Below are 5,424 nucleotides of genomic sequence, written 5' to 3' on the forward strand. Positions count from 1 at the left end.
GGGAGGTTCAGTTGTTCGCAAATACGTTGTAGTAATAACAGGTACATACCGGAAGTTTCCGCTACGATTTCTCCTGCCTGCCAAGTACTGCCTGCCGGATATACGATGGCTAAAGCCGTAATCTTATCGCCTTGCTTCAATGTATAGACGCAGCCTTTCCCCAACTGTAAATCGGCAAGGATTACCCGGAAGTCCGTTTCCGTATGCTGGATGCAATAGGGGCGTTCCCGCAGTTTCCGGTTTAAATAGCGATATGATTCTTTCTGATAATCATTTATTTTGTTCAGAACAGCCGTTTCGTCAGCGATGGTAACCTCTGAAGCCGTGAAGGTTGTTGAGGAGTATTTAAAAACCGGTACGTAGCCCATACCGGCATAATACCCGAACAACCAGGGTTCTGCCGGAATCAGCGTGGAAATGGACATGTCATTGTGTAGCATACGGGTAAAGGCTTGCGATAACAGTTCGCGCATAGCCCCGCGATTGCGATAATCGGGATGCGTACAGGCCCCCGACACATATCCTGTCTTGATTTCGCTCTTTCCGAATGTCATGGGATAGGGTAGTATTTGCAGGGCGGCAATCACCTCTTCACCGCTTTGAATGGCGATGTTGACTTCATTGCTGTAACGCAAGCGGAAATACATATCTGTAAATTCATCGCTGTCGTTAAAGCATAGTTTCCATAAACTCTTTATCTTTTCCCGCATTGCTTCACCCCTTATCATAATTGTGCACCCTGTTTTATAGCCCTGTCACTTTACCTTTTTTACCACTTGATAGCCTCTACCGGCTGTTCTTTTAAACAGGCGACGTATTTCTCCAGAATAATGGCAGGCTGATAGGAAAGTTTTGCTTTCCGCAACCCTTCAATCCCCAAGTCCTCTTCCCGGTTGATGTAGATATATTGTTCAGGAATATGGTTGGCAAATTCGTAATTAATCATGGCATAAGCGCCGTCTATGCGGGTATCGGCCTTCTCTACATGTACTCCGAACGTGTCTTGGTTGATAGGCATGCCGAAAGTAAAAGCCGCAATCTTGCCCTCTACATGGAGAATACCGCCCGTAAGCCCTAACGCATCGAAATTGTGCAGGGCATATATCAATGCACGACGTTCGTTGCCGGTACCTTCATGCTGGTCGCAGTTGTTGGCTTTGCACCATTCCGCTTCCAAATCGAGGCACTCCCGGATACGGTCGGCTGTAATCGGAGTATATTCGTAATTATAAGTCTTTTTGAATTTGTTGATATGATTCCGCTTTGCCTGAAACTTTTTACCGGATAAGGTGGCGAGGTCGGAGCGCAGATATACGTAGTCGGCGTAATCCCTGTCTGCTGTAAACTGAAACCTGCCGGGCATAAAGGTTTCCAGTTCGGAGCACATTCCGGCGCAGATACCCAACAAGCAAAAAGGCTCTCCTTCCCGGTTGGCATCTTCTATCAGCGCATCCAGTACCTTGTTTAAATCGCCGTTGCCGATAGGCATCATATATACAAGCTCTCCGTCTGCCCAGAATTTCAATAATAGGAAACCGTCCATAATGGCAAACTTGGTGTTGTATAAGAAACGCCAACTGCATAGGTTGGAGAATGAAAGGTCGCAGTTGCGTCGCGGACTGTTTAAAGTAAAGGAAGTAATCAGCTCTTTATCTTGTAGTTCGATATCTTTAAATGGAATCATAAATAATTTCTATTGGTTATAAGAATATAATAACAAAGATAAGAAGATTTTGTTAGAGTAACCCTAACAATCGTAAAATAGTAGGGGTTAACAAGGCTGTAAATATTCCGTTAAGCGTCAGGCCGAGGCTGGCAAACGCACCGTATTTGCTGCTGATGTCCATTGCTGTGGATGTGCCGACAGCATGGGCTGCTGCCCCTAAAGAAAGCCCTTGGGCCATGGGGCTTCCGATATGGGTGAGTTTCATTGTCTTGAAACCGAGGATTCCTCCCAACAGGCCTACGCAGACCACTACGGCGGCAGTCAGCGCGGGAATGCCGCCTATTGATTTCGTAACTTCCATGGCTATCGGGGTAGTAACGGATTTTGGAGCCAGCGAGTAGATAATCTCATCGGAGGCTCCCATCAGTTTTGCTATCAGGACTACGGAAATAACCCCTACAATACATCCTGCCAATTGTGAAAGCAGGATAGGCAGCAATTGTTTCTTGATAGTCTCCAATTGCAGATACAAAGGAACACCCAACGCAACGACGGCAGGTTTTAACCAGAATTCAATCAGATGCCCGCCTTTGTTATAAGTGTCATAACTGATATTTGTCATCTTCAGGAAAATGATAAGCAGGGCGATAGTCAGTAAGATGGGATTCAGCAGCATGATTCCTGTCTTCTTTTGAAGAAGTTTGGCTAAGAAGAATATCCCGAAAGTAATAGCCAGCAGGAAGAATTCGTTTTCTAAAAAGTTCATTTGATTTTACGTGTTAATTGGTGAACCCATCCGGTAACCACGAGTACCAGCAGGGTGCTGACTAATGAAGCGATGGCGATAGGCCAAAATTCGGCGGCGATAATGTCGAAATAGAGCATAAGGGCTACGCCGGGCGGGATAAAGAAGAATCCCAGATTAGCAACCAAGAAGTCGGACATTCCCTGCACCCAGTGCAGTTTTATCCAACCCAATTTTAAGAAAAGGGTGAGTAGCAGCATACCGATGATGCTGGACGGAAGTTTGATACCCGTTAAGAATACAATCAATTCACCCAAAGCCAGACATCCGAAAAGGATGGCGCATTGACGGATCATAATACCTGATTATTAAATAATACCTAACCTATTGAAAATATTGAAAACGTTGCAAAGTTAGCTATTTGAAGTGAGGAACCGTCTCGTAAATCCACTGTTAGTGTTAAATATTACAATAATTCTCATTTGGTGTGGAAAAAGCCCCGAAATTGCAATGTGTATATTGCAAAATTGTGTACTTTTGCTGCGTGAATAACACGAACTACTGATTCTTATACACAATTAAAATATCATGCAAAGATTAATTAATGAAATTTTAGAGCGTGCGAAAGCCGATCGTCAACGCATTGTTCTTCCTGAAGGTACGGAAGAACGCACTTTGAAAGCTGCCAATCAAATTCTGACAGATGGTATTGCAGACCTGATTCTTTTGGGCAATCCTGCTGAAATCAACGCTTGTGCAACGGAGTGGGGACTTGGTAACATTTCCAAGGCAACCATTATCGACCCGGAAAACAATCCCAAGCAGGAAGAGTATGCACAACTGCTGTTCGAGTTGCGTAAGAAAAAAGGCATGACTATTGAAGAAGCCCGTAAGCTGGTAACCAATCCGCTTTATCTGGGCTGTCTGATTATCAAGAACGGCGATGCCGACGGTCAGTTGGCGGGTGCACGCAATACTACCGGTGATGTGCTTCGTCCGGCTTTGCAGATTATCAAGACTGCTCCGGGCATTACCTGCGTTTCCGGTGCAATGTTGTTGCTGACTCATGCTCCCGAATATGGTAAGAATGGTATTCTGGTAATGGGTGACGTTGCCGTTACTCCCGTTCCCGATGCTTCTCAACTGGCGCAAATCGCTGTTTGTACTGCACGTACGGCTCAGGCTGTCGCAGGCATTGATCCGAAAGTGGCGCTGTTGAGTTTCTCTACAAAAGGTTCTGCAAAACACGAAGTGGTAGACAAAGTGGTAGAAGCCTTGAAGATTGCTAAAGAAATGGCTCCTGATATTGCTATCGACGGTGAGTTGCAGGCTGACGCAGCATTGGTTCCTGAAGTCGGTGCCAGCAAAGCTCCGGGTTCTGCCATTGCAGGTAATGCAAATGTGCTGGTTGTTCCGAGCCTTGAAGTAGGCAATATCTCCTACAAACTGGTACAGCGTCTGGGACATGCCGATGCGGTAGGTCCGATTCTGCAAGGTATCGCACGTCCGGTGAACGATTTGTCACGCGGTTGCTCCATCGAAGATGTATATCGTATGATTGCCATTACGGCAAATCAGGCTATTGCAGCTAAACACAATAAATAATTATGGATTTTGAATTATGAATTATGGTTGGGGATTTCTTCCTGTTCATGGTTCATGGTTCGCGGTTCATAATTCGGAATTCATAATTTATAATTTAACATTAGTATCATGAAAGTTTTAGTATTGAACTGCGGTAGCTCGTCCATCAAATACAAGTTGTTTGATATGGACCATAAAGAGGTTATCGCTCAAGGTGGCATTGAAAAAATCGGTTTGAAAGGCTCTTTCCTGAAATTGACCTTGCCTGATGGCGGGAAGAAAATTCTGGAAAAAGACATACCGGAGCATACTGTGGGTGTGGAGTTCATCCTCAATACATTGATCAGCCCCGAATACGGCGCAATCAAGTCTTTGGACGAAATCAATGCGGTAGGTCACCGTATGGTACACGGCGGCGAGAAGTTCAGCGAATCCGTTTTGCTGACTCAGGAGGTGCTGGACGCCTTTACTGCCTGCAATGATTTGGCTCCGCTTCACAATCCTGCCAACTTGAAGGGTGTAAACGCTATTTCTGCCATTCTGCCCGATGTTCCGCAGATTGGTGTGTTTGATACCGCTTTCCATCAGACGATGCCCGATTATGCCTATCTGTATGCCGTTCCTTACGAACTGTATAAGAAATACGGGGTTCGCCGTTATGGCTTCCACGGAACTTCTCACCGTTATGTATCAAAGCGTGTGTGCGAATTTCTGGGCGTACAGCCGGAGGGAAAGAGAATCATTACCTGCCACATCGGTAATGGTGCTTCCATCTCTGCCATTAAAGACGGCAAGTGTATGGACACCAGCATGGGTCTGACTCCGCTGGAGGGTCTGATGATGGGTACCCGTAGCGGTGACATCGATGCGGGAGCCGTAACTTTCATCATGGAGAAAGAGGGTCTGGATGCAAACGGGGTATCCAATCTTCTGAACAAGAAGAGCGGTGTAATGGGTATCTTCGGTGAGTCGAGCGATATGCGCGATTTGGAGAATGCCGTGGCTGCCGGTAACCCGAGAGCTATTTTGGCAGAAAAAATGTACTTCTACCGCATCAAGAAGTATGTAGGCGCTTATGCTGCCGCTTTGGGCGGTGTGGATATCATCGTGTTTACGGGCGGTGTCGGCGAGAACCAGTGCAACTGCCGTAGCGAAGTATGCGAAGGTCTCGAATTCATGGGTATCAAGGTCGACCTGGAAAAGAACAAGGTCCGTGGTGAAGAAGCTGTAATCTCTACAGACGATTCCAAGGTGAAGGTAGTGGTTATCCCGACCGATGAAGAGCTGATGATTGCTTCGGATACAATGGCTATCTTGAATAAATAACAGGTTTGTAATAACAGTCCTGATAAAAGAAGGTGTGTCGTAATGCACGATGCACCTTCTTTCTTGTTTATCACCGATATAAATCGGTTTATTTTCTTCAAGC

At 45.8% G+C, this 5,424-nt stretch carries 6 protein-coding genes; 2 read left to right on the top strand and 4 right to left on the bottom strand.

Going from position 1 to position 5,424, the window contains the following annotated elements; translation table 11 throughout:
* From AB5903_RS08345 to AB5903_RS08360, 4 genes are all read right to left on the bottom strand, one after another.
* On the bottom strand, positions 1-728 hold a 728-nt coding region (locus AB5903_RS08345; RefSeq protein ID WP_368117761.1), incomplete at its 3' end, for a GNAT family N-acetyltransferase.
* Positions 729-769: 41 nt separating this feature from the next.
* Positions 770-1,684, bottom strand: a complete 915-nt coding sequence (locus AB5903_RS08350; RefSeq protein WP_117666012.1) for a DUF2156 domain-containing protein — start codon at positions 1,682-1,684, stop codon at positions 770-772.
* Between the two features lie 52 nt (positions 1,685-1,736).
* Positions 1,737-2,432 carry an LrgB family protein gene (locus tag AB5903_RS08355; RefSeq protein WP_005656258.1) on the bottom strand — a complete coding sequence of 232 codons (696 nt, stop codon included), beginning with the start codon at positions 2,430-2,432 and terminating at the stop codon, positions 1,737-1,739.
* Positions 2,429-2,767 carry a CidA/LrgA family protein gene (locus AB5903_RS08360; RefSeq protein ID WP_005656259.1) on the bottom strand — a complete coding sequence of 113 codons (339 nt, stop codon included), beginning with the start codon at positions 2,765-2,767 and terminating at the stop codon, positions 2,429-2,431. The genes AB5903_RS08355 and AB5903_RS08360 overlap by 4 nt, the downstream gene beginning before the upstream one ends.
* 232 nt (positions 2,768-2,999) lie before the next feature.
* Here AB5903_RS08360 and pta point away from each other — a divergent pair, with 232 nt between their 5' ends.
* Together pta and AB5903_RS08370 are read left to right on the top strand one after the other, a co-directional pair.
* Complete coding sequence (gene pta, locus AB5903_RS08365) at positions 3,000-4,016, top strand: phosphate acetyltransferase (protein WP_005656261.1); 1,017 nt, start codon at positions 3,000-3,002, stop codon at positions 4,014-4,016.
* 108 nt (positions 4,017-4,124) lie between these two features.
* Positions 4,125-5,321 carry an acetate kinase gene (locus AB5903_RS08370; RefSeq protein WP_272709926.1) on the top strand — a complete coding sequence of 399 codons (1,197 nt, stop codon included), beginning with the start codon at positions 4,125-4,127 and terminating at the stop codon, positions 5,319-5,321.
* Positions 5,322-5,424: the final 103 nt, after the last annotated feature.

This window comes from Bacteroides sp. 2201st1_D9_2201SCRN_220225, assembly GCF_040928965.1.
In the GTDB taxonomy this organism is placed as follows: Bacteria; Bacteroidota; Bacteroidia; order Bacteroidales; family Bacteroidaceae; genus Bacteroides; species Bacteroides stercoris.

Coding starts and splice junctions, on each gene's coding strand:
- AB5903_RS08350 (WP_117666012.1), bottom strand. CDS start 1,684: ATGATTCCATTTAAAGATATCGAACTACAAGATAAAGAGCTGATTACT.
- AB5903_RS08355 (WP_005656258.1), bottom strand. CDS start 2,432: ATGAACTTTTTAGAAAACGAATTCTTCCTGCTGGCTATTACTTTCGGG.
- AB5903_RS08360 (WP_005656259.1), bottom strand. CDS start 2,767: ATGATCCGTCAATGCGCCATCCTTTTCGGATGTCTGGCTTTGGGTGAA.
- pta (WP_005656261.1), top strand. CDS start 3,000: ATGCAAAGATTAATTAATGAAATTTTAGAGCGTGCGAAAGCCGATCGT.
- AB5903_RS08370 (WP_272709926.1), top strand. CDS start 4,125: ATGAAAGTTTTAGTATTGAACTGCGGTAGCTCGTCCATCAAATACAAG.